The sequence below is a fragment of the Streptomyces sp. PCS3-D2 genome (genome assembly GCF_000612545.2).
Taxonomy (GTDB): domain Bacteria; phylum Actinomycetota; class Actinomycetes; order Streptomycetales; family Streptomycetaceae; genus Streptomyces.
In genome coordinates, this window is record NZ_CP097800.1 from 5,955,418 (window position 1) to 5,977,500 (window position 22,083).

The following is a 22,083-nucleotide window of genomic DNA, read 5'->3' on the forward strand; positions in this document are numbered from 1 at the left end:
GGCCCTGTCGGGGGTCGATTCCCCGGACGAGCGACGCGACCTATAGGTTTTCGGTATTCAGACCGCTAGCGAAAGGGTGATCCGTTGAGCCGCTCGGTTCTCGTCACCGGAGGAAACCGGGGCATCGGCCTCGCCATCGCCCGAGCCTTCGCGGAGGCCGGCGACAAGGTCGCGATCACATACCGGTCGGGTGAGCCGCCGCAGGCGCTCACCGAGCTCGGTGTCCTGGCGGTGCGCTGCGACATCACCGACTCCGAGCAGGTGGAGCAGGCCTACAAGCAGATCGAGGACGCGCACGGCGCGGTCGAGGTGCTCGTGGCCAACGCCGGCATCACCAAGGACACGCTGCTGATGCGGATGTCCGAGGAGGACTTCGCCTCCGTGGTCGACACCAACCTCACCGGCACGTTCCGGGTGGTCAAGCGTGCGAACCGCGGCATGCTCCGCGCCAAGAAGGGCCGGGTCGTCCTGATCTCCTCGGTGGTCGGGCTCCTCGGCTCGGCGGGGCAGGCGAACTACGCCGCCTCCAAGGCCGCGCTGGTCGGCTTCGCCCGCTCGCTCGCCCGCGAGCTGGGCTCCCGCAACATCACCTTCAACGTCGTCGCGCCCGGGTTCGTGGACACCGACATGACGAAGGTGCTCACCGACGAGCAGCGTGCGGGGATCGTGGCGCAGGTGCCGCTGGCCCGCTACGCGCAGCCCGAGGAGATCGCGGCAGCCGTCCGCTTCCTGGCGTCCGACGACGCCGCGTACATCACCGGAGCCGTCATTCCCGTTGACGGCGGATTGGGCATGGGTCACTGATCACCATGAGCGGAATTCTCGAGGGCAAGCGCATCCTCATCACGGGTGTGCTGATGGAGTCCTCCATCGCCTTCCACACGGCCAGGCTGGCGCAGGAGCAGGGCGCCGAGGTCATCCTCACCGCGTGGCCCCGCCCCTCGCTGACGGAGCGCATCGCGAAGAAGCTGCCCAAGCCGGTCAAGGTGATCGAGCTCGACGTCACCAACGACGAGCACCTGGCCCGCCTGGAGGGACTCGTCCGCGACGAGCTCGGCGGCCTCGACGGCGTCGTGCACTCCATCGGCTTCGCGCCGCAGGACGCGCTCGGCGGCAACTTCCTGAACACGCCGTTCGAGTCGGTCGCCACCGCCATGCACGTCTCGGCGTTCTCTCTGAAGTCGCTGACCATGGCCTGCAAGCCGCTCTTCCCGGCGGAGGGCGGGGCCGTCGTCGGCCTCACCTTCGACGCGCAGTTCGCCTGGCCGCAGTACGACTGGATGGGCCCGGCCAAGGCCGCCCTGGAGGCCACCAGCCGGTACCTCGCCCGCGACCTGGGCAAGGAGAACATCCGCTGCAACCTGGTCTCGGCCGGTCCGATCGGCTCCATGGCCGCGAAGTCCATTCCGGGATTCGGCGAGCTGGCCGAGGTCTGGAACACCCGCTCCATGCTGGAGTGGGACATGAGCGACCCGGAGCCGACCGGCCGCGGCGTCGTCGCCCTGCTGTCGGACTGGTTCCCGAAGACCACGGGTGAGATCGTCCACGTGGACGGCGGCGTCCACGCGATGGGTGCCTGACCCCGGGCCGCAACCGAGTATCCGTACGGCGGCGGCCGCGCTTCCCCCCGGGGGGAGGCGCGGCCGCCGCCGTTCTCGCGTCCGCCGACCGCCTTCGCTCGCATGTTCAGCGGCCGACCGGATCTTCCCGAGTCGAAAACCAGGACAGATGCCTGCAAACTGACCAAGTCGGGATCTTCCTGGCTTCGGCGGGGAGGAGGCAGGGGTGCGCACCAGGCCGAGCCGAGCAGTATCGATACTGGTCACATCAGTGATCGTGACCGGACTCCTGATCCCGGCCGTGGCCGCTCAGTCCTCCGGAGACGAGGCGGCTCCGGGCGCCGAGGCGGCGACGCCGGCCGCCGTCGACCTCGCCGACATCCCCGCCGAGCCCCCCGCGCAGCCTTCGCGGCCCGCCGCCCGCGAACTCTTCGGCGCCGACTGCGCCACCTCCATTGAGGGCTCCCTGGTGACCGCGCACTGCCACAACGCCTATCCGGAGACCGACCTGGTGAGCCTGCACGTCGAGTGCGACCGCTGGTGGGACCTGGACGGCGACGGCGCGGCCGTGGCCGTGGGCCCGGCCGCCCGGGCCGAACTCACCGGCCGCTGCTGGAAGGAGGTCCGCGCGGCCTGGGTCAGCCACCGGCGGCCGTGACCGGACCCCCCTGGGCGTCCCCGGGCCCCTGGGCGCCCACGGGCTCCTCGGTCCGCCCGGCCTCCTCGGTCCGCCCGGCCTCCTCGGTCCGCCCGGCCTCCTTGCCGAGGCAGACGAACGGATAGCCCGCGGCCTCCGAAGCCGCCGCGTCCCCGTCCCCGCGCCGGATCGCCTCGATCAGTCGGGTGTGGTCGAGATGGGCTGCGGGGTCCAGCACGGCGCCCACGTCGGCCCGCAGCCAGTCGGCGACCAGCTCGCCGAGGTCCGCGTACAGCTCGATCAGCACGTCGTTGTGCGAGGCCGTCACCACCGCCATGTGCAGACTCACGTCCGCCGCCACGAAGAGCTCCGCGTTCCCGCCCGCCCAGGCCTCCTCGCGGCGCGCCAGCAGGGCGTCCAGCTGGAGCAGGTCCCGTTCCGTGCGGCGCTCCGCGGCCAGCCGGGCCGCTGAGGACTCCAGCGTGGAGCGGAGCTCGGCGATGTGCCTCGGCTCTGCCCCGGCGAAGCGGCGGTGCATGACGCCGGCCAGCTCGCTGGTCGCGATGACGTACGTACCCGAGCCCTGCCGGATGTCGAGCAGGCCGTTGTGCGCCAGCGCGCGCACGGCCTCGCGCACGGTGTTGCGGGCGACTCCCATCAGCTCCACGAGCTCCGGCTCGGTGGGGATGCGCGAGCCGACCGGCCACTCGCCGGAGGTGATCTGGTTGCGCAACTGGGCGATCACCTGATCGACGAGCGCGGAGCGCCGGGGCGAGGTCAGCGGCATGGGTTCCTCTCACGTGCGGCCGGGGTCGCGGCCGCTGCTGCGGTGCGGGTGCAAGTGTGGCTGACGCCGCTGGACAACCAATCATCCCATGATTCTATGATGGGTGAATGTCCGACGAAGAGACCAAGACGCTCCACCGGCCCGCCGCGGCAGCCGCCGCCGTCGCCACCCCGCACGCGCCGGCCCCGCCGGCCTGGCTCGGCCCCGTGCTCATCGTCGGAATCGTGCTGGCCGCCCTCAACCTGCGCCCCGCCATCACCAGCCTCGGCGCCCTCTTCGAGGAGACCCGGGCCGGTCTGGGCATGAGCGGCACCGTCGCGGGCCTGATCACCTCCGTCCCGGCCCTGTGCTTCGCGGTCTTCGGTGTCACCGCGCCCCGGCTCTCCCGCCGCTTCGGCCCGGTCGCCGTCGTCTGCGCGGGCATGGCCGCCGTCGCCGCCGGGCTGCTGATCCGCCCCTTCGCGGCCGGCGCCGCCGGGTTCCTGGCCGCCAGCGCCCTGTCCCTGGCCGGCATCGCCCTCACCAACGTCCTGCTCCCGGTGATCGTCAAGCGCTACTTCCCGGACCGGGTCGGCACCATGACCGGCCTCTACTCCATGGCCCTGGCCGCCGGTACCTCGCTCGCCGCCGCCGCGACCGTCCCGCTGACCGAGGCCCTCGGCGGCAGCTGGCGCACCGGCCTGCTGATGTGGGCCTCCCTCGCCGTGGTCGCCGTACTGCTGTGGCTGCCCATCGCGCGCGCCGCCGCTCGTGCCGACCGGCCCCGGGACGCCGCCGGCTCCGGCGCGAATGCCGCCGCAGGGAGCGACGCGGGCCCGCGGGTCGTCCGTAGCCGCACCGCCTGGGCCCTGGCCTGCTACTTCGGTCTCCAGGCCACGGGCGCCTACATCACCATGGGCTGGCTCCCGCAGATCTTCCGCGACGCCGGGGTCTCCGCCTCCACCGCCGGCGTGCTGCTCGCCGTCACCATGGTCATGGGCGTACCGCTCGCCTTCGTCATCCCCGGCCTGGCCGGCCGCATGAGGAACCAGGGCGCCATCGCGGCAACCCTCGGCGTCTTCGGCCTCGTCGGCTACCTCGGACTCTTCTCGGCCCCCGCGGCCGGAGCCTGGGCATGGGCCCTCCTGCTCGGCGTCTCCAACTGCGCCTTCCCCCTCGTCATCACCATGATCGGACTGCGCGCCAAGTCCCCGGCGGGCGTGGTCAGGCTCTCCGCCTTCGCGCAGAGCACCGGCTACCTCATCTCCATCCCCGGCCCGCTCGTCATCGGCGCCCTCTACCAGCACAGCGGAGGCTGGGACCTGCCGCTCGCCCTGATGGCCGGCCTGCTCGTACCGCAGATCGCCCTCGGCGTCCTCGCGGGCAGGGACCGCACGATCGAGGACGAATGCGGCATGCGAGACTGAACCGCATGTCACCCGTACTCGAACCGAACCCGGAGGGCGGCCGCAGGAAGCTCGGCCTCGTCCTCGGCGCCATGCTCGTCGTATCCGTGATCATCTCCGTGATCGCGACGATCGCCTCGCCGTGACGAACGCGACCCCGGCCGCTGGCGTGGGTAGGGACATCTCCACCCACCCCTAGGGGGTCAGGCTCAGGGTGAAGTGGGGTGTGCCCCGGATGGGAACCGCCGTCCCGGATCCGTAGATTCGCAGGCAGCGAGCCAGTCCGGTCCACACACCCACGGAGGCGGCCATGTCGGCCCCCACGCACACACGGTCCCTTGCCCCCGCCCGCCGGACGCGCACGACCACCGCCGTGAGCACCAGGCTGCACTGGTGGGCGCCGGCGCTGCCCGCACTCGCCTTCGGCCTCCTGCTGCTGCTCCTCACGGGATCCGGTGAGGCCCACGCGGCCACCGGCGGGGTCTCCGGCCTCGTCCAGCTCGTCGAACAGCTCCTGCGCGCCGTCGTCTGACCTCGCGAGCGCCCCCACCACCTGGGACGAGCCCCCTCAACACCCTGCGCTCCACGGCCCGTTTCATGCGAAGCTGGGAGCCATGAGCGCAGACACACCCCGCAGGATCGCCCTCCTCCGGCATGCCAAGGCCGACTGGCCCGATGTGTCCGACCACGACCGTCCGCTGGCGGAACGGGGCCGCAAGGACGCGCCGGCCGTCGGTCTGAAGCTCGCCGAGACCGGCATCGTCTTCGACCTGGCCCTCTGCTCGACCGCGGCCCGCACCCGCGAGACCTGGAAGCTCGCCGTCCAGGAGATGCCGCACCGGCCGAAGACCCACTACGAGGAGCGGATCTACGACGCCTCGCCGGGCGAGCTCATCGCCCTGCTGAACGAGACCTCCGACGAGGTCTCCGACCTCCTCGTCATCGGCCACAACCCCGGCATGCACGCCCTCGCCGACGCCCTCGCCGGGCGCGCGGAGGGCGACACCCTGGCGCGGATGACCCGTACGGGGTTCCCGACCGCTGCGCTCGCCGTCGTCTCCTTCACCGGATCGTGGAAGTCCCTGGAGCACGGGGTGGGCACCCTGCTGGACTACTGGACCCCCAAGGGGCACTGACCGGCACGGCACGCGAGCGGGCCCCGGCAGCCGCACCGGCCGCCGGGGCCCTCACGTTCGGGGACCGGGGTGCCTCGCGCACCCGTCACGGGTCAGGCCAGGTCGGCGGCCTCGATCTCCTCGCGGGTGATCCCGAGCAGATACAGCACCGCGTCGAGGAAGGGCACGTTCACCGCGGTGTGCGCGGCCTCCCGGACCACCGGCTTGGCGTTGAAGGCCACGCCGAGCCCGGCCGCGTTCAGCATGTCCAGGTCGTTGGCGCCGTCGCCGATGGCCACCGTCTGGGACAGCGGTACGTCGGCCTCCGCGGCGAAGCGGCGCAGCAGCCGGGCCTTGCCCGCCCGGTCCACGATCTCCCCGGTGACCTTGCCCGTCAGCTTCCCGTCGACGATCTCCAGGGTGTTGGCGGAGGCGAAGTCCAGCCCCAGCCGCTCCCGCAGGTCGTCCGTCACCTGGGTGAAGCCGCCCGAGACCACGCCCACCTGGTAGCCGAGCCGCTTGAGCGTGCGGATCAGGGTCCGAGCGCCCGGCGTCAGCTGCACCTCGGCGCGGACCTTGTCGACGACGGACGCGTCCAGGCCCGCCAGCAGCGCCACCCGGGCGTGCAGCGACTGCTCGAAGTCCAGCTCCCCGCGCATGGCCCGCTCGGTGACCTCGGCGACCTCGGCCTCGCACCCGGCGTGGGCGGCGAAGAGCTCGATGACCTCGTCCTGGATGAGCGTGGAGTCCACGTCCATGACGACCAGCCGCTGCGCCCGGCGGTGCAGACCGGCCGAGACCACGGCGATGTCCACGCCGATGTGCGAGGCGGCCGTGGCCAGTGCGGTGCGCAGCGGTTCCGTCTCCACCCCGGAGACGGCGAACTCCACCGCGGTCACGGGGTACTTGGCGAGGCGAAAGATACGGTCGATGTTGCCGCCGGCCCCGGTGATTTCCGCGGCGATGGCGGCCGTGGACTCGGCGGTGAGCGGATGTCCGAGCACGGTGACGTGGGACCGGCCGCTGCCGCGCGGCCGGTTGTCGCCGGTGCCGGACAGGATCTCGGCCTGCAGCTTGTGCGATTCGGCCCAGCTGTGGACGGTGGCCCGCAGGTCGCCCTCGGTGCCGCCGACGGGCTTGGTGACGAGGGCGCACAGGACGATGCGGCCACGGGTGACGACCTGCTCGATGTCGACGACGTCGACGGAGTAGGCGGCGAGGGTGTCGAACAGCCCGGCGGTGATCCCGGGACGGTCCTTGCCGAAGATCTTGACGAGGAGGGTGGGGACGTCGGAGGTCTGCGATGCGCTCATGGTGCCCTCACCGTATCTTCCCGGCCCCCACGACAGGACCCCCGTCCCATTTCCTGAACGTGCCGCGTCCTGCCCGGCCGTCAGCGCGGCGGGACCGGCGGCCCCGGCGGCATCGGCGGCTTCGGCGGCGGCGGGGCGCCCGGCGGGGGCGGTGGGGTGAACGGCGGCCGCTGCGGGGGCGGGGTGCGGCGGGGCGGGCGAGGGGGGATGCCGGTGACCGTCACGTCCCAGGAGGCGTCCGGGTCCAGGTACGGCACCGCCCACCCCGGCGGCGCACCCGGCACCTCACGCGCACCCCGCGCGCCCGTCCCGCCAGGACCCGTCCCGTACGGGGCCGTGGGCGCGCCGGGATCCACCGGGGCCGGCCCCCCGGTACCGCCCGCGGCCCGGACCTCCGCCGGCCGCCTCCGGCCCGCCAGCACCGCACCGGCCGCACCGGCCGCGGCACCCCACACCGAGCCCAGCAGCAGGGCGTAGGGGACGTCCCCCCGCAGCTCCACCCCGGCGTCCACCAGGTCCACGCCCAGCACCGCCAGCGAGGCGTCCGCCGACAGCCGCGTCAGCCGCACCAGCACCACCAGGGCCACCCCGGTCACCGCGCCCAGCCGCACCGCGCACCCCGCGACGCCGCGTCCCGGTGTCCGTACGGCCGCCAGCACACCCGCGGCGAGCAGCAGCACCGAGACCCCCACGACCAGCAGCCAGGCCCGCCCGTCGTACTCCGCGAGCCGGGCCACCGTCACGGGCTCCCGTGCCGAGGCCGACAGGAGGTCGTCCAGCGGATCGGGCAGCAGCCGTGCCGAACTGCCCGTGGCCACGCCGCGCAGCGGTACCGACAGCCCCAGCAGCACCCCCAGCCAGCTCCCGTTCGGTGCGCCCAGCAGCGCTGCGCCCAGCACCCGCCGGGGGTGTTCGTCGCCCGCCGCCGCCCACACCGCGGCGGCCAGCCCCGCCGCCACCGCGACCAGCAGCACCGTCACCACCGCCGAGGCGGCGGGACGCAGTCGGGCCAGCGCGGCGGGTCCGCGCCGCGAGACCAGCAGCGCCACCGCCAGCACCGCGAGCGCCCACAGGCCCGCGCCCAGCAGTGTCGGCCCGGTCGCCACGGAGAAGCCCACCCGGGTCCGTGCCTCGATCAGGTCGCCGACGCGGTCCGGGAGGAGCCCGCCGATGTCCCCGACCCCTGGCACCTCGATCCGCACCGGGGGGCTCGGCGGTGACACACCGTCGAGGGTGACCACGTCGTGCCCGGCCCATGCCAGCCCGCCCGCCGTCGCGACGAGCAGCGCCGTGAACGCCACGACCCTGGCCGCCGTCCCGCCCGGACCCTCCCCGGCCCGCAGCGACCGCAGGAACACCCCGGCCAGCACCAGGGCGCCGGCCAGTGACACGCCCAAGGGCATGACGTCCAGGGAGGTTTCGGCCCCCGCCCCGGCAACTCCGAACACCGAGACGTCACCCGAGGGGTCCACGGTTCCACCGACGGCGAGAACCACCACCGCGGCCGTCATCGGCCCCAGCGAACCCCCGGCGGCGTCCGCCCCCAGCAGGCGCAGACCCAGGCCGGCCACCCCCGCCATCACGATCAGGGACCAGCCCACGGCGGCCACGGCGGACAGGACCACGTCTCCCCAGCGGATGCGGTGCATGCGGTGAACCCCCGATGCCTGCCGAGCCGTACGCGGCGGGACACCCCTGGCGAGAAGTCCCGTATCTCACTCTCCGGGTGACTTTCGCCCCCGTCAACGGGCAGACGTAGACGCCCGGGCCAGGCCCGGATTCCACATACGGCTGTGGGCCTGAAATAGTTCCCCCGGATGTTCGCCATCCCTAGACTCCCTGACGTCGTGGGGGAATCTCGGGGGACTTAAGTGGGGCTGGAGTGCCGGAACTCGTACTGGAATTGAATGGCAGGACCTGGACGCTCGATCCGTCCAGGTCGTACTCGCTGGGGCGGGACCCCCAGGGAGACGTGGTGATCGACGATGCGCGGGTGTCGTGGCGGCATGCCACCATCGCCTGGAACGGCCAGGGTTGGGGGCTCGAAGACCACGGCAGCACCAACGGCACCTACGTGCAGGGGGCGCGGGTCCAGCAGACCGCGCTGGTTCCGGGGACGCCGGTCCACCTGGGCAACGCCACCGACGGCCCGCGGCTGAATCTGAGCGCCGCCGCCGCGCCGCAGCCGGCCGTGGCGCAGCAGCAGCCCCAGCAGACTCCGGCCCAGGCCTACGCCCAGCCGCAGGCAGCCGGCTACCAGGCTCCCCAGCAGCCCCAGCAGGCCTGGAACCAGCCGCCGCAGCAGCCGCAGGCCCACGTGCCGCACCAGCAGGGCGACGGCGCCGCGTCCCTCCCGGCGCAGGGCGGAGCACCGCAGTACGGCGGCGACCGCAGCCCGACGACCTTCCACCAGCTCGCGCTGGGACACGTGATGCGGATCGGCCGTGCGCTGGAGAACGACCTGGTGGTCTCCGACCTCCAGGTCTCCCGCCACCACGCCGAGTTCCACTCGATGCCCGGCGGCCGTTTCGAGATCCGCGACCTCGGCAGCCACAACGGCACCTACGTCAACGGCCAGGCGCTGCCGAAGTCCGGCACCGCGCTGCTGGGCCCGAACGACATCGTCGGCGTCGGCCACTCGACGTTCCGCATCGTCGGCGACCGCCTCGAGGAGTTCGTCGACACCGGTGAGGTCTCCTTCTCGGCCCGCCACCTCACGGTCACGGTCGACGGCGGCAAGCAGATCCTCAAGGACGTCACCTTCGGCGTCCCGGAGAAGTCGCTGATCGGCGTCATCGGCCCCTCCGGCTCCGGCAAGTCCACCCTGCTCAAGGCGCTGACCGGCTACCGGCCCGCCGACCAGGGCGACGTCCTGTACGACAACCGCAACCTGTACAAGCAGTTCGCCGAGCTCCGCCAGCGCATCGGCCTGGTCCCGCAGGACGACATCCTGCACAAGGAGCTGAAGGTCAGCACCGCGCTCAAGTACGCGGCCAAGCTCCGCTTCCCCGGCGACACCGCCGAGGCCGAGCGTGCCGCCCGCATCGACGAGGTGCTGCGCGAGCTCAAGCTGGACATCCACAAGGACAAGAAGATCACCGCGCTCTCCGGTGGTCAGCGCAAGCGCGTCTCCGTCGCCCTGGAACTGCTCACCAAGCCCTCGCTGATCTTCCTGGACGAGCCGACCTCCGGCCTCGACCCGGGCATGGACCGCGACGTCATGCAGCTGTTGCGCGGCCTCGCCAACGACGGCCGCACGGTCCTCGTCGTCACGCACTCCGTCGCCGAGCTGTCGCTCTGCGACAAGCTGCTGGTCATGGCCCCGGGCGGGTCCGTCGCCTACTTCGGCCCGCCGGACGAGGCACTGAACTTCTTCGGCTACGGCACGTGGGCGGACGTCTTCTCCGCCTTCGAGAACTACCGGGACTACGACTGGGCCGGCCGCTGGAAGGGCTCGCAGCACTACCAGCTCTACGCCGCCGAGCTCGACGCGGTCGCCCCGCAGCCGGTCGTCATGCCGTCGGCCCAGCAGATGCGCCCGGCCAAGCCGCAGGGCTGGGGCGCGCAGCTGTGGACGCTGATCCGCCGCTACGTCTCGGTGATCGCGTCGGACAAGGGCTTCATGGGCCTGATGCTGATCCTGCCGGCCGTCCTGGGCGTGGTCTCCACGGTCATCCCGGCGACCTTCGGCCTGGCACCGCCGACCCCGCCGTCGCGCTTCAACGGCGACGCGGGCACGATCATGCTGATCCTCGCGGTCGGCATGTGCTTCTCCGGCGCCGCGAACTCGGTCCGTGAGCTGATCAAGGAACGCGTCATCTACGAACGCGAGCGCGCGACCGGCCTGTCCAGGTCGGCGTACCTCATGTCGAAGGTGATCGTCCTCGGCTTCATCACGGCCATCCAGGGCGTGATCATCTGCGTGATCGGCTTCACCCCGCGCGACCTGCCCGCCGAGGGCCTGCTGATGCCGCCGGCCGTCGAGCTGTGCCTGTCGGTCATCGCGCTCGGCTTCACCTCGATGATGGTCGGCCTGGTGATCTCCTCGCTGGTGAAGACCGCCGAGAAGACCATGCCGCTGCTGGTCATGTTCGCGATCGTCCAGGTCGTCTTCACCGGCATCCTCTTCCAGGTCTACGACTCCCCGGGGTTGGAGCAGGTCGCCTGGCTGATGCCCTCCCGTTGGGCCATCGCCGCCGCCGGCACCACCCTGAACCTCGGCCGGCTCATGCCGCCGTGGGACCGTGACAACCCGACCAACACCGATCCGCTCTGGGACGCCACGGTCGGCCAGTGGAGCCTGAACATCATCATCCTGCTGGCCATCGGCATCGCGTGCGGGTTCCTGGTGCAGCGCCTGCTGCGCCGCCACGAGCCCGAGGTCATGCGCGCGGGCAAGTAGCCGCGGACGCCCGCGACACGCGCACACGCCGCAGGGCGGCACCCGGATCCTGGGTGCCGCCCTGCGGCGCATGTGTGAGTGGGGCGAGGACCGCCGCAGGCCTAGTAGGCGCTGTTGACGTTGTCCATCGAGCCGTAGCGGTCGGCCGCGTAGTTGCAGGCGGCGACGATGTTGGCGACCGGGTCGTACTGGTCGAACTTGGTGCCCTTGACGTGGTACGCCTTGAAGGTCGGGTAGATGACCTGGAGCAGGCCCTTGCTGGGGATGCCGTTCTTGGCGTTGATGTCCCAGTTGTTGATGGCCATCGGGTTGCCGCTGGACTCGCGCATGATGTTGCGGTGAATGCCCGCGTAGGTGCCCGGAATGCCCTCGCGCTTCATGATGAAGAGCGCTTCCTTGATCCAGCCGTCCAGGTTGTTCGCGAACACCGGGGTGCGCGCGGCGGAGCGGCTCGCAGCCGCCTTCTGCTCGCGGGCCTTCTTCGCGGCGGCCTCCGCCTTGGCCTTGGCGTCGGCGTCGGCCTTCGCCTTCGCCTCGGCCTTGGCCTTGGCGGCGGCGGCCTTCGCGTTGGCGTCGGCGATGACGTGCTGCGCGGAGAGGTGCCCGTACAGCGCCTTGGTCTGCGTGCCGTTCACGGCCTGGGCCCAGGCGACGGGGGCGGCCGAGATGGTCTCGGCCTCGGCGGCGTCGGCGGGGACGAGGGAGAAGGCGACGGCGGCGGCGCTCAGGGTGGCGACACCGGCGATGGACAGCTTGTGTGCCTTCGTCAGACGACTGTGACCGGGGGTGCGGGAAGCAGACATGGCGGGGCAACCTCTTCGAATAGCGGGGGCCGCAGGAAGGCGCCCTGCGGATCCGGGATCCGCGGCGCCTGGCGACGGGAGCAATTCTTAGCGGCGGCAAAATCCTGTGGCAAAGGTGTGACGTACGATCCTGCTTAGTGGATCAGGGCCGGGCGTCGAGGGGGGTGTTCCGGCCTCGACGCGGGCCCTGACCGCACTGATGGGACCTGCACTCTTCCACTAGGGAGCTTCGTAAGTGATGTGGGTCCTATGCCGGGGCTCACACCGCCCTTACGCCGTTCTCACCATGCGTTGCTTCAGCAATGCTTTCCGTGACGGTTGTCATCCTTCAGGAGGAGATGGAGGTCGCCGAACTCATGCCAGAGGCAGCGCCGGGCCAGCGCCTGCGCATACCCCAGCCGTACGGCGGCACGCCCCGCCACCGCCTCCAGCATCAGGAGGCGGGAGGCCTCCGGCTCGTGCAGCCCGGTCAGCAGGCCGTCCACCGCCCGCACCCCGCGCTCCGGTGTCACCACCAGATCGGTCCACCCGCCCGCCGCGCGGACCGCCCCGCGCGCGTCCGCCGCCGACTCCAGCGCCCGCACCGCGGTGGTCCCCACCGCGATCACCCGCCCGCCCCCCGCCCGCGCGGCGTTCACCAGCGCCGCCGTCGCGGCCGGCACCGCGTACCGCTCCGGGTAGGGCGGCTCGTGCGCCTCCTGGGAAGCCACCCCCGTGTGCAGGGTCAGCGGGGCGAACCGCACCCCCCGGCCCGCCAGCTGAGCCACCAGTTCCGCGGTGAAGGGCCGGCCGGCGCTCGGCATCTCGGCCGAGCCCGAGCCGTCCGCCGCCGGTACCGCGAACACCGTCTGGTACGCGGACAGCGGCTGGTCCCGCTCCGTGTAGGCGTACCGGATCGGCCGCCCGTGATCGCGCAGCAGCTCCGCGATCCCGCCCGGACCCGGCCCCGGCCGCGCCCACCACAGCCGGTCCGCGCCCGCGCCGAGGGGTTCCTCCAGGCCCAGGCGGCGGCCGTCCGGCAGCTCCGCCACCGCGCCGGCCGGTCCGCCGGGGCGGGGCCGGGTCGTCCCGCCGCCCGCCGGGCTGCGCAGCTCCACCGCCCAGCGGCCGTCGTCCCCCTGCGTCGAGAAGTGCACCACTACGGTCTCCCCGCCCAGCCGTGCGTCCACGGCGGCCGGGAGGGTGGTCGAGGTGTTCACCACCAGCACGTCGCCGGCCCGCAGTAGGTGCGGCAGCTCCCGGAAGGCGTGCAGCGAGACATCGGTGCTGCCGCGTGACACCAGCAGTCGCACCGCGTCCCGGCCCAGCCCCGGCCCCCGCTGCTCGGCCGGAACCCGGGCCAGCAGTTCGCGAGGAATGTCCTTTATATACAGTCCCGCATTCGGCCCCTCGCCCCCCACCACCGCCCGACCGCGCCTTCCGGCCCGGATCCCGCCGCCCCTCCCGCTCATCGCGGCGCCCCGCCGTCCGCCGCGGCCCCGGCCAGCCCCTCCGCCGTGTACCGCCCGCTCGGCAGGTTCCGCTCCAGTAGTCGCAGCAGCACCGGAGCCACCTCCTCCGGTGCCGGCAGCGCCGCCAGGTCCTCCTCCGGCTCGGCCGCCGCCATCATCCGGGTCCGCATGGAACCCGGATCCGCCCACCACACCCGCAGCTCCGGCTCCTCCACCGCCAGCACGGCCGACAGCTGGTCCACCGCGGCCTTGGTCGCCCCGTACGCACCCCACGTGGCGTACGGGACGACCGCGGCGTCCGAGCTGATGTTCAGCACGGCCCCCGCCGCCGAGGCCCGCAACAGCGACAGCCCCTCCTGGACCAGCCCCAGCGGCCCCAGCACATTGACCTCGAACGCCTCGCGCAGCCCGGCCGGCGGATGCACGGCCAGCGGCACCAGCGGCTCGGCCCCGAGCACCCCCGCGTTGTTCACCAGCAGGTCCAGCCCGCCCAGCCGCCGCGCGGCCGCCACCAGCGCCGCCCGGTGCGCCCCCGAGGACACGTCCCCGGCCACCGCCACGACCCGCACCCCACCGGCCCGCCCCAGCCCGGCCACGGTCTCCTCCAGCGCCGCCGCGCCCCGCGCACCCAGTACCAGGTCCCAGCCCCGCGCCGCCAGCTCCCCGGCCAGCGCCCGGCCGAGCCCCCTGGACGCCCCCGTCACGATCGCCACCGACATCGACAGCACCCTCACCTTCGTCCCGACCAGCAGATGCCCTCACCGTAGGAAGGGGCGGCCCCCCGCCGCGTCGGCCGCCGGCCCCGCCCCTACAGGTCCCTTGGACCTACGCCCTGCGACCCGCCCCAGGTCCCTCCCACCGTCCGATCCCGCAGGTCACGGCCGCCGGTACGGTGAGGCCATGACCGCAAGCCCCCTGTCGCGCGGACCCCGCGGCGGCCTGGCCGCCGTGAGTACGGCGCTGCTCGCCATGAGCCGCCGCCTGGAGGTCCGCGACGTCCTGCGCACGATCGTGGTGTCGGCCCGCGAGCTGCTCGACGCCGAGTACGCGGCCCTGGGCGTCCCGGACGACCACGGCGGCTTCGCCCAGTTCGTCGTCGACGGCATCAGCGCCGAACAGTGGCGGCGGATCGGCCCGCTGCCCCGGCAGCACGGCGTCCTGGCCGCGATGCTCCACCAGAACGGCCCCGAGCGGCTCGCCGACGTGCGTAAGGACCCCCGCTTCGGTGGCTGGCCCTCCGCCCACCCCGAGATGTCCGACTTCCTGGGCATGCCCGTCCGGGACGGCGACGAGACCCTCGGAGCGATCTTCCTCGCGAACAAGAGGAGCGCCCCCGACGGCGCCGACCGCGTCTTCACCGACGAGGACCAGGACCTCCTCTCCCTGCTCGCCCAGCACGCGGCGATCGCCCTCACCAACGCCCGGCTCTACGAACGCAGCCGCGAACTCACCATCGCCGAGGAGCGCTCCCGCCTCGCGCACGAGCTGCACGACGCCGTCAGCCAGAAGCTCTTCTCCCTGCGCCTCACCGCCCAGGCCGCCGCGACCCTCGTCGACCGCGACCCGGCCCGCGCCAAGGACGAACTCCACCAGGTGGCCGCCCTCGCCGCGGAGGCCGCCGACGAACTGCGCGCCGCCGTGACCGAGCTGCGCCCGGCCGCCCTGGACGAGGACGGCCTGGTGGCCACCCTGCGCACCCACGTCCAGGTACTCGACCGCGCGCACACCGCGCACGTCACCTTCGCCTGCGAGGGCGTGCGGGCCCTCCCCGCGGCCCAGGAGGACGCGATGCTCCGGGTCGCCCAGGAAGCCCTGCACAACGCCCTGCGCCACTCGGGCGGCGACCGCGTCGAGGTCACCCTGGCCCGCACGCCCACCGGGGGAGCGGTCCTCAGCATCACCGACTCCGGCGAGGGCTTCGACCCCCGGGCGGTCCGCCGGGCGGGCCGCCATCTGGGCCTGGTCTCCATGCGGGACCGCGCGAGCGGCGTCGGAGGCCGCCTCGCCGTGCACTCGGAGCCCGGTCAGGGCACCACGATCGAGATGGAGGTCCCCGGTGGCTGACAGCACCGCCCGCGGTGGCAGCCGCAGCCGCATCCGCGTCCTTCTGGTGGACGACCACCAGGTGGTCCGGCGGGGCCTGCGCACCTTCCTGGAGGTCCAGGAGGACATCGAGGTCGTCGGGGAGGCCTCCGACGGCGACGAGGGCATCACCCGCGCCGAGGAGCTGCGGCCCGACGTGATCCTCATGGACGTCAAGATGCCGGGCACGGACGGCATCGGGGCCCTGCGCCGGCTCCGCGAGCTGGCGAACCCCGCACGGGTGCTGATCGTCACCAGTTTCACGGAGCAGCGGACCGCGGTCCCCGCCCTGCGCGCCGGCGCGGCCGGTTACGTCTACAAGGACATCGACCCGGACGCCCTGGCGGGCGCCATCCGCTCCGTCCACGCCGGCCACGTCCTGCTCCAGCCGGAGGTGGCGCAGGCCCTGATCGCCCAGGACGACCGCAGCCCCCAGGCGGGTCGGTCCGGCTCGCTGACCGACCGCGAGCGCGAGGTCCTCGGCCTCATCGCGGACGGCCGCTCCAACCGTGAGATCGCCCGCGCCCTGGTGCTGTCGGAGAAGACGGTCAAGACGCACGTCTCGAACATCCTGATGAAGCTGGACCTTTCCGATCGGACCCAGGCAGCGTTGTGGGCGGTCAGGCACGGAATCACCGAGTAGACCGCCCGAATCGGACCGATTGCTTACGGGCTGGGAATCAGCTGAGATTCATACGGTCGGGTGTATGTAGCCCACATGGCGTATCCCCGGGTTCGGGGTGGCCGTTCTCCATGGCGTGCCGCGACGGCCGGTCGCGGCGGACGTACTGGAGGACGAGAACGTGAAGAACTTCAAGAAGGCCGCAGCCGTCACCATGATCGCGGGCGGCCTCCTCGCCGCCGGCGCCGGTGTCTCCTCGGCGCACAGCGGTGCGTCAGCGGAGGGCGAGGCCCTGAACTCGCCCGGCGTGGCCTCCGGGAACCTGATCCAGGCCCCGGTGCACGTCCCCGTCAACGTCGTGGGCAACACGGTCAACGTGATCGGCCTGCTCAACGGCGCGTGGGGCAACAGCGGCGTCAACGCCTGACCCCACCCCCGACCCGCGGCCCCGCTTCCCCCCTCTCCCCGGAAGCGGGGCCGCGGGCCGATCCCCGCACAACCCGGGCGCGGCCCCGCCCCAGCGAAGGCACCGCACCACAAGCCCGCTGCTCAGCCCCGTTCGCGCGCCTCGACGGCCGCGTTGTAGGCGGCCACCAGCGCCCGCCGGGCGACCCGCTCCACCGGCCGCAGCGCCTCCGCCCGCGCCACCATCTCCGAGGCGGCCACCGCACCCCCGTGCCCGCTCTCGTGCGCCAGCGACACCATCAGATCCACCCGCTGTGCCAGCGCCAGCACCCGCACCGCCCGGGGCGGATACCCAGGCGCCAGCGCGTCCTGCCCGGCCTCCGCCCGCGCCCGGTACGCCGACAGCGCCGCCTCCGCCACCGGCCCCGACCCCGCCACGTCCAGCCGGGTCAGCACCGCGGTCGCCTCGCGCAGCGCCTCCGCCAGCTCCCGCTCCGCCTCGCCGAGCGTCGGCACGTCCGCCGGCGGCGCCTCCCGGACCGGCAGGCAGTGCCAGGTCACCGACACGTGCACGTCCCCGGCCGGACCGGCCTCGGCCACCTCCGGCACCAGCCCCACCGCCGCCCCCACCGCGACGACGGCCTCCTCGGCCTCCAGCGCCCGCGCGTTGAACTCCGGCGGCCCGCTCAGCCCCAGCGGGTGCCCCGGTGCCGGCAGCGCCACCCGCAGCCCCCTGACCCCCAGCGCACGGAGCCGGCCGAGCGCCAGCGTGAGCCCCACCGGCCCCGGCTCGCCCGGCAGACCCTCCACCCGGTGCACGGCGTCCTCGCCCACGATCGACATCGCGGCCTCGTCGGGCGAGACCAGACCGGCCAGCAGCGCGTTCCCCCAGGCGGCCAGCCGCCCTGAACGTGGTTCGAAAAGCATCCCCCCACTTTACGGATCGCCACCCGCACCGGGCCCCGGCCCCGGACCCCTCCCCGAGTGGCGTAGGTTTTCCCCTGGGGCTGCGTCTACCGGCGCACAGTGAACCGTGACTGCAAGGGGTGACAACACGCTCATGAGCGATGTTCTGGAGCTGGTGGACGTATCCGTGGTCCGCGAGGGCCGGGCTCTGGTGGACCAGGTCTCCTGGTCGGTGAAGGAGGGCGAGCGCTGGGTGATCCTCGGCCCCAACGGCGCCGGCAAGACCACACTGCTGAACCTCGCCTCCAGCTACCTCTTCCCCACCAAGGGCTCCGCCACCATCCTCGGCAGCACCCTCGGCAAGGTCGACGTCTTCGAGCTGCGCCCCCGCATCGGCATGGCCGGCATCGCGATGGCCGACAAGCTCCCGAAGCGCCAGACCGTCCTGCAGACCGTCCTCACCGCCGCCTACGGCATGACGGCGACCTGGCAGGAGGAGTACGAGGCGGTCGACGAGCAGCGCGCCCGCGCCTTCCTGGACCGGCTCGGCATGACCGAGTACCTCGACCGGAAGTTCGGCACCCTCTCCGAGGGCGAGCGCAAGCGCACCCTGATCGCCCGCGCGCTGATGACCGACCCCGAGCTCCTGCTCCTCGACGAGCCCGCCGCGGGCCTCGACCTCGGCGGCCGCGAGGACCTCGTACGCCGCCTCGGCCGCCTCGCACGCGACCCGCTCGCCCCCTCCATGATCATGGTGACGCACCACGTCGAGGAGATCGCCCCCGGCTTCACCCACGTCCTGATGATCCGCCAGGGCAAGGTCGTCACCGCCGGTCCCATCGACCTCGAACTGACCTCGCGCAACCTCTCGCTCTGCTTCGGCCTCCCCCTGGTCGTCGAGCGCAACGGCGCCGACCGCTGGACCGCGCAGGGCCTGCCCCTCGGCTGACCGCCCATGGTACGCGGACCGCGGGCGGTCATCCTCCGGGTACCGCCGCCCGCACCCTGTCCCGAGCCCGTCCGGCCGACCTACCATGACCACGTGGACATCGACGCGTGGGTGTGGTGGCTCATCGGCGCGGTCGGACTGGGCATCCCCCTGGTCCTGACCGCCATGCCGGAATTCGGCATGTTCGCCGTCGGAGCGGTGGCGGCAGCCGTCACGGCGGCCCTCGGTGGAGGGGTGGTCGCCCAGGTCCTGGTGTTCGCGGTCGTGTCGGTCGCGCTCCTCGCCGTCGTCCGGCCCATCGCCCAGCGGCACCGCGACCAGCGCCCCCAACACCGCAGCGGCATCGACGCGTTGAGGGGCAGAACCGCCGTCGTCCTCGAACGGGTCGACGGCAGCGGCGGCCGCATCAAACTCGCCGGCGAGATCTGGTCCGCCCGCGCCCTCGACGCGGACACCAGCTTCGAACCGGGCCGGACCGTCGACGTGGTGGAGATCGACGGCGCGACCGCCGTCGTGATGTGAGAAGCAGCCTGCTCGCGGCCCCCAGGTCTGCGAGACTCCGATCAACGGGGCAGCACAGACAGCCGGAAGGGCACGGGGAACCGCATGCAACCGATCATCATCGTCCTGATCATTCTGGTGGTTCTGGTCTTCATCGCACTGGTCAAGACGATCCAGGTGATCCCGCAGGCCAGCGCCGCCATCGTCGAGCGGTTCGGCCGCTACACCCGCACCCTCAACGCGGGCCTCAACATCGTCGTCCCGTTCATCGACTCGATCCGCAACCGGATCGACCTGCGTGAACAGGTCGTCCCGTTCCCGCCGCAACCCGTCATCACCCAGGACAACCTCGTCGTCAACATCGACACCGTCATCTACTACCAGGTGACCGACGCCCGGGCGGCGACGTACGAAGTGGCCAGCTACATCCAGGCCATCGAGCAGCTCACCGTCACCACCCTGCGCAACATCATCGGCGGCATGGACCTGGAGCGGACCCTCACTTCCCGCGAGGAGATCAACGCCGCCCTGCGCGGAGTCCTCGACGAAGCCACCGGCAAGTGGGGCATCCGCGTGAACCGCGTCGAGCTCAAGGCCATCGAGCCGCCGACCTCCATCCAGGACTCGATGGAGAAGCAGATGCGCGCCGACCGCGACAAGCGCGCCGCGATCCTCCAGGCCGAGGGTGTCCGGCAGTCCGAGATCCTGCGCGCCGAGGGTGAGAAGCAGTCCTCCATCCTGCGTGCCGAGGGTGAGGCGAAGGCCGCCGCGCTCAAGGCCGAGGGCGAAGCACAGGCCATCCGTACGGTCTTCGAGTCCATCCACGCCGGCGACGCCGACCAGAAGCTTCTCGCCTACCAGTACCTGCAGATGCTCCCGAAGATCGCCGAAGGTGACGCCAACAAGCTCTGGATCGTGCCCAGCGAGATCGGCGACGCACTCAAGGGCCTCTCCGGCGCCATGGGCAACTTCGGCCCTCTGGGCGGCGGTTCGGGCTTCAACCCGAAGAGCCCCGGCAAGGACGGCGGCATCCCGGCAGCCCGGGACAAGGACGGCGCCGAGCGCCGCGAGCAGCCCCCGATCGACTGACCCCGGCGACCGGCCGCGCACGCCCCCTGAGGCATGATCAGTGAGGCCCCTCGACCTTCATGGCGGGGAGGCGACTCACTCATGCAAAGGGGATGGCACCGTCCATGTCCATCTGGGAATCACTCGCGGTCCTCGCCGCCGGCATCGGCGCGGGAACGATCAACACCATCGTCGGCTCCGGCACCCTCATCACCTTCCCGGTGCTGCTGGCCACCGGCCTGCCGCCGGTCACCGCCAACGTGTCCAACACCCTGGGTCTGGTGCCCGGTTCCATCAGTGGGGCCGTCGGCTACCGCAAGGAGCTCCGGGGGCAGCGCGCCCGCGTCCTGCGGCTCGGCTCGGTCTCGGCCGTCGGAGGGCTCGCGGGCGCGGCCCTGCTCCTGGCCCTGCCGTCCGACTCGTTCGACACGATCGTGCCCGTCCTCATCGGACTCGCACTCGTCCTCGTCATCCTCCAGCCCCGGCTCGCCGCCGCCCTGCGCCGGCGCCAGGAAGCCGGAGGCGATACGGCCCACCCCGACGGCGGCCCGCTCCTGCTCGGCGGCATGCTCTTCTCCAGCGCCTACGGCGGCTATTTCGGCGCGGCCCAGGGCGTGCTGTACCTGGGGCTGATGGGCCTGCTGCTCCATGACGACCTGCAACGCATCAACGCCGTCAAGAACGTCGTCGCCGCCCTCGTCAACGGCATCGCGGCCGTCTTCTTCCTCTTCGTCGCCGAGTTCGACTGGACCGCCGTGCTCCTCATCGCCATCGGCTCGACGATCGGCGGCCAGATCGGCGCCAAGGTCGGCCGCCGCCTCCCGCCGAACGTGCTGCGCGGAGTCATCGTGACGGTCGGCCTCCTCGCGATCGTCCAGCTGCTGGTCCGCTGAGCAGCGGAGAAGAAATACGCCACTCAGCGGACGGGGTCTAGGCGGAACGCTCCAGCCACTCCGGAAGCGCCTCCTGCCCGGCGACCCCGAGCGCGAGGAGCATGGCGTCCGCCGGAGACGGCACGAAGGGCTTCCGGAGGAGCGGCATCCCCGCCTCCTCCGGAGTCCTGGCCGCTTTGCGGTGGTTGTCCTCGGCACAGGAGGCCACCGTGTTCAGCCAGGTGTCCCCACCACCCTGCGCCCGCGGCAGTACGTGGTCCACCGTGGTCGCGCGCTTGCCGCAGTACGCGCACCGGTGCTGGTCTCGGACCAACACCCCCCGCCGCGACCAGGGAGCATGTCTTCGGAAGGGCACCCTGACATACCTGCAGAGCCTGATCACCCGGGGCATCGGGAGATCCATGGTGGCGGCGCGGACCCGCAGTTCGGGGTGCGACTGTTCGACGACGGCCTTGTCCTGGAGCACCAGGACGACAGCTCGGTTCAACGTCACCGTCGACAGCGGCTCGAAGCTCGCATTCAGCACCAGCGTGTCCCGCATCTCGCCCACCTCCCGTGTGCAGGCCCGCGACCACCACGGCGGCAAGGCCCGCAACCACTCTGGCCGCGTGCGCCACGCGGGACAACGCAATAAAAATGCCCGGTCCCGGGCTTCTTTAGACCAGGACCGGGCAAACGCCGGGCGAACGATCAGCGCGCGGCGGGCGCCTCGTACTCGGCGACGAGCTGTGCCCGCCCCAGAGCGTGGAACCGCAGGTGGAACCCGACGACCGCGGGCGAGGAGTCCGCGTCCGGGCCCAGCTGCTCCCGGTCCACCGCGTACACGGTGAACACGTAGCGGTGCCGCTCGCCGCGCGGCGGGGCCGCACCGCCGAAGTCCCGCGTCCCGTAGTCGTTCCGGGCGTGCACGGCGCCTTCCGGCAGACCGGGGAAGTCCCCGGTTCCCGCACCGGCCGGAAGCTCCGTCACGGAGGCGGGCAGGTCGAAGAGGACCCAGTGCCAGAACCCGCTGCCCGTCGGCGCGTCCGGGTCGAAGCAGGTCACGGCGAAGCTCTTCGTCCCCTCGGGGAAGCCCTCCCAGCGCAGCTGCGGCGAGACGTTCTTCCCCGTCAGAACCTGGGCGGCATGCAGGTCCGCGCCGTGGGAGACGTCATCGCTCGTCACGGTGAACCCGTGCACCTCGGGGTGGAAATCGTGGGGGAGCG

General features: G+C 72.4%; 24 protein-coding genes (1 of these 24 only partly in view). 15 read left to right on the plus strand and 9 right to left on the minus strand.

Features of this window, described 5'->3' with window-relative positions:
- Window positions 1–84 precede the first annotated feature (84 nt).
- The 3 genes from fabG to AW27_RS26640 all read left to right on the plus strand — a co-directional run bounded on the left by fabG (window position 85) and on the right by AW27_RS26640 (window position 2,217).
- Window positions 85–804: a 3-oxoacyl-[acyl-carrier-protein] reductase gene (fabG, locus tag AW27_RS26630; RefSeq protein WP_031148971.1), complete on the plus strand. Its 720-nt coding sequence runs from the start codon at window positions 85–87 to the stop codon at window positions 802–804.
- A 5-nt stretch (window positions 805–809) separates the two neighbouring features.
- Entirely contained in the window at window positions 810–1,580 is a 771-nt protein-coding gene (fabI, locus tag AW27_RS26635) for an enoyl-ACP reductase FabI (RefSeq protein WP_037930663.1), read from the plus strand.
- A 205-nt stretch (window positions 1,581–1,785) separates the two neighbouring features.
- A complete protein-coding gene (locus tag AW27_RS26640; protein ID WP_037930666.1) occupies window positions 1,786–2,217 on the plus strand; it encodes a hypothetical protein in 432 nt (143 codons plus the stop codon).
- On the opposite strand, the gene AW27_RS26645 is transcribed toward AW27_RS26640, so the two are convergent.
- Complete coding sequence (locus tag AW27_RS26645; protein ID WP_078557213.1) at window positions 2,198–2,983, minus strand: FadR/GntR family transcriptional regulator; 786 nt, start codon at window positions 2,981–2,983, stop codon at window positions 2,198–2,200. The genes AW27_RS26640 and AW27_RS26645 overlap by 20 nt on opposite strands.
- A 107-nt stretch (window positions 2,984–3,090) precedes the next feature.
- On the opposite strand from AW27_RS26645, the gene AW27_RS26650 reads away from it, so the two are divergent.
- The 4 genes from AW27_RS26650 (at window position 3,091) to AW27_RS26665 (ending at window position 5,504) form a co-directional block, all read left to right on the plus strand.
- Window positions 3,091–4,389: a CynX/NimT family MFS transporter gene (locus tag AW27_RS26650; protein WP_037930669.1), complete on the plus strand. Its 1,299-nt coding sequence runs from the start codon at window positions 3,091–3,093 to the stop codon at window positions 4,387–4,389.
- A gap of 5 nt (window positions 4,390–4,394) precedes the next feature.
- Window positions 4,395–4,514 carry an SGM_5486 family transporter-associated protein gene (locus AW27_RS26655; RefSeq protein ID WP_257855467.1) on the plus strand — a complete coding sequence of 40 codons (120 nt, stop codon included), beginning with the start codon at window positions 4,395–4,397 and terminating at the stop codon, window positions 4,512–4,514.
- A gap of 227 nt (window positions 4,515–4,741) precedes the next feature.
- Window positions 4,742–4,900, plus strand: coding sequence for a hypothetical protein (locus AW27_RS26660; protein WP_370466577.1), 159 nt, complete (start codon window positions 4,742–4,744; stop codon window positions 4,898–4,900).
- 82 nt (window positions 4,901–4,982) lie between these two features.
- Window positions 4,983–5,504 carry a SixA phosphatase family protein gene (locus AW27_RS26665; protein ID WP_037930673.1) on the plus strand — a complete coding sequence of 174 codons (522 nt, stop codon included), beginning with the start codon at window positions 4,983–4,985 and terminating at the stop codon, window positions 5,502–5,504.
- A gap of 92 nt (window positions 5,505–5,596) precedes the next feature.
- Here AW27_RS26665 and serB read toward each other — a convergent pair whose 3' ends face one another.
- Complete coding sequence (gene serB / locus AW27_RS26670) at window positions 5,597–6,796, minus strand: phosphoserine phosphatase SerB (protein WP_037930676.1); 1,200 nt, start codon at window positions 6,794–6,796, stop codon at window positions 5,597–5,599.
- Window positions 6,797–6,876: 80 nt separating this feature from the next.
- Window positions 6,877–8,445 carry a streptophobe family protein gene (locus AW27_RS26675; RefSeq protein WP_037930682.1) on the minus strand — a complete coding sequence of 523 codons (1,569 nt, stop codon included), beginning with the start codon at window positions 8,443–8,445 and terminating at the stop codon, window positions 6,877–6,879.
- Between the two features lie 233 nt (window positions 8,446–8,678).
- Between AW27_RS26675 and AW27_RS26680 the strand changes: the two genes are divergently transcribed.
- On the plus strand, window positions 8,679–11,198 hold the full coding sequence (locus tag AW27_RS26680; RefSeq protein WP_236647891.1) for an ABC transporter ATP-binding protein/permease: 2,520 nt from the start codon (window positions 8,679–8,681) through the stop codon (window positions 11,196–11,198).
- Window positions 11,199–11,299: 101 nt separating this feature from the next.
- Here AW27_RS26680 and AW27_RS26685 read toward each other — a convergent pair whose 3' ends face one another.
- The 3 genes from AW27_RS26685 to AW27_RS26695 all read right to left on the minus strand — a co-directional run bounded on the left by AW27_RS26685 (window position 11,300) and on the right by AW27_RS26695 (window position 14,171).
- Window positions 11,300–12,001 carry a transglycosylase SLT domain-containing protein gene (locus AW27_RS26685; protein WP_037930688.1) on the minus strand — a complete coding sequence of 234 codons (702 nt, stop codon included), beginning with the start codon at window positions 11,999–12,001 and terminating at the stop codon, window positions 11,300–11,302.
- Window positions 12,002–12,297: 296 nt separating this feature from the next.
- On the minus strand, window positions 12,298–13,452 hold the full coding sequence (locus AW27_RS26690) for an S-adenosylmethionine:tRNA ribosyltransferase-isomerase (RefSeq protein ID WP_370466578.1): 1,155 nt from the start codon (window positions 13,450–13,452) through the stop codon (window positions 12,298–12,300).
- Window positions 13,449–14,171 (minus strand): SDR family NAD(P)-dependent oxidoreductase, encoded by a 723-nt coding sequence (locus AW27_RS26695; protein ID WP_037930724.1) that lies wholly within the window; start codon window positions 14,169–14,171, stop codon window positions 13,449–13,451. The genes AW27_RS26690 and AW27_RS26695 overlap by 4 nt, the downstream gene beginning before the upstream one ends.
- Window positions 14,172–14,367: 196 nt before the next feature.
- On the opposite strand from AW27_RS26695, the gene AW27_RS26700 reads away from it, so the two are divergent.
- The 3 genes from AW27_RS26700 to AW27_RS26710 all read left to right on the plus strand — a co-directional run bounded on the left by AW27_RS26700 (window position 14,368) and on the right by AW27_RS26710 (window position 16,583).
- On the plus strand, window positions 14,368–15,516 hold the full coding sequence (locus tag AW27_RS26700; RefSeq protein ID WP_037930727.1) for a GAF domain-containing sensor histidine kinase: 1,149 nt from the start codon (window positions 14,368–14,370) through the stop codon (window positions 15,514–15,516).
- The gene (locus AW27_RS26705) at window positions 15,509–16,177 is read left to right on the plus strand and encodes a response regulator (protein WP_052031393.1); all 669 of its coding nucleotides are present in this window, start codon (window positions 15,509–15,511) and stop codon (window positions 16,175–16,177) included. Before AW27_RS26700 ends, AW27_RS26705 begins: the two co-directional genes overlap by 8 nt.
- Before the next feature lie 160 nt (window positions 16,178–16,337).
- Entirely contained in the window at window positions 16,338–16,583 is a 246-nt protein-coding gene (locus AW27_RS26710; protein WP_037930731.1) for a chaplin, read from the plus strand.
- Between the two features lie 122 nt (window positions 16,584–16,705).
- Here AW27_RS26710 and AW27_RS26715 read toward each other — a convergent pair whose 3' ends face one another.
- Window positions 16,706–17,488: a hypothetical protein gene (locus AW27_RS26715; RefSeq protein WP_037930693.1), complete on the minus strand. Its 783-nt coding sequence runs from the start codon at window positions 17,486–17,488 to the stop codon at window positions 16,706–16,708.
- 133 nt (window positions 17,489–17,621) lie between these two features.
- On the opposite strand from AW27_RS26715, the gene AW27_RS26720 reads away from it, so the two are divergent.
- The 4 genes from AW27_RS26720 to AW27_RS26735 all read left to right on the plus strand — a co-directional run bounded on the left by AW27_RS26720 (window position 17,622) and on the right by AW27_RS26735 (window position 20,878).
- Entirely contained in the window at window positions 17,622–18,416 is a 795-nt protein-coding gene (locus tag AW27_RS26720) for an ABC transporter ATP-binding protein (RefSeq protein ID WP_037930696.1), read from the plus strand.
- A gap of 93 nt (window positions 18,417–18,509) precedes the next feature.
- Window positions 18,510–18,938, plus strand: coding sequence for an NfeD family protein (locus tag AW27_RS26725; RefSeq protein ID WP_037930736.1), 429 nt, complete (start codon window positions 18,510–18,512; stop codon window positions 18,936–18,938).
- Window positions 18,939–19,022: 84 nt separating this feature from the next.
- Window positions 19,023–20,006: an SPFH domain-containing protein gene (locus AW27_RS26730; protein WP_037930698.1), complete on the plus strand. Its 984-nt coding sequence runs from the start codon at window positions 19,023–19,025 to the stop codon at window positions 20,004–20,006.
- A gap of 104 nt (window positions 20,007–20,110) precedes the next feature.
- Window positions 20,111–20,878, plus strand: coding sequence for a sulfite exporter TauE/SafE family protein (locus tag AW27_RS26735; RefSeq protein WP_037930739.1), 768 nt, complete (start codon window positions 20,111–20,113; stop codon window positions 20,876–20,878).
- A gap of 37 nt (window positions 20,879–20,915) precedes the next feature.
- On the opposite strand, the gene AW27_RS26740 is transcribed toward AW27_RS26735, so the two are convergent.
- Together AW27_RS26740 and AW27_RS26745 are read right to left on the minus strand one after the other, a co-directional pair.
- Window positions 20,916–21,419, minus strand: a complete 504-nt coding sequence (locus AW27_RS26740; RefSeq protein ID WP_037930702.1) for an HNH endonuclease — start codon at window positions 21,417–21,419, stop codon at window positions 20,916–20,918.
- A 149-nt stretch (window positions 21,420–21,568) separates the two neighbouring features.
- Window positions 21,569–22,083: the 3' portion of a YbhB/YbcL family Raf kinase inhibitor-like protein gene (locus AW27_RS26745; protein ID WP_037930705.1), read on the minus strand. It continues 22 nt past the right edge of the window; 515 of the gene's 537 nt are visible here — the last part of the coding sequence; the start codon falls outside the window, past its right edge — the gene reads right to left on this strand; the stop codon is at window positions 21,569–21,571.